This is a genomic window from Sphingobium sp. MK2 (assembly GCF_040170545.1).
GTDB lineage: Bacteria > Pseudomonadota > Alphaproteobacteria > Sphingomonadales > Sphingomonadaceae > Sphingobium.
On sequence record NZ_JAZDXA010000116.1, the window covers coordinates 1 to 542 of the forward strand.

At 46.7% G+C, this 542-nt stretch carries 1 pseudogene; it reads right to left on the reverse strand.

The window, feature by feature from the left end:
- Window positions 1–23: 23 nt before the first annotated feature.
- Window positions 24–542: pseudogene (locus V2I08_RS20560) on the reverse strand (hypothetical protein); the annotation flags it as partial.

Sequence of the window (542 nt, forward strand, 5' to 3'; positions counted from 1 at the left end):
ATTTCCTACTTCAGAACAGAACCTTACGCTACTCCTGCCAACCCTTCAGGCACCCCCTGATGAATAAGCCGGGTTAAGTGCGTACGCTTTAGAGAAAGTCCATCTCGCGCAACCGACTCCAATAACGATCGGCGACCAATACCAGGAAGGCCGTAAAGAACAATCGGAGGGCGATAGTCTGGTGATGTAAAAGAAGTTATCAGATCTATTGTCTGATCAACCTCCGACGTTCTTCCAATAAAATGTTTCGGCCTTGTTTCAGAAATTTTAGTATTAATTGCGCGCCTGATATCGGAAGCCACAAGTGCCGGAGATGCTTGTTTCGTTATTAATGCGCTCTTCATCCAAACTGGTAAAGCGTCCACCGACAGGTCTGGATCGATGATATACGCTAACGCTCCCGAGAGCTTCTGCGTAACAAAAGCCTTTTCAGCTTCTTCAATCTCGAATTTCACCCAATCCCTTGACCCAACTTGAACAGTGCTTTTGGAAAAGGCATTGTGATTCAATGAGATGCATGCACCGGCGCGAGTGTTACCACT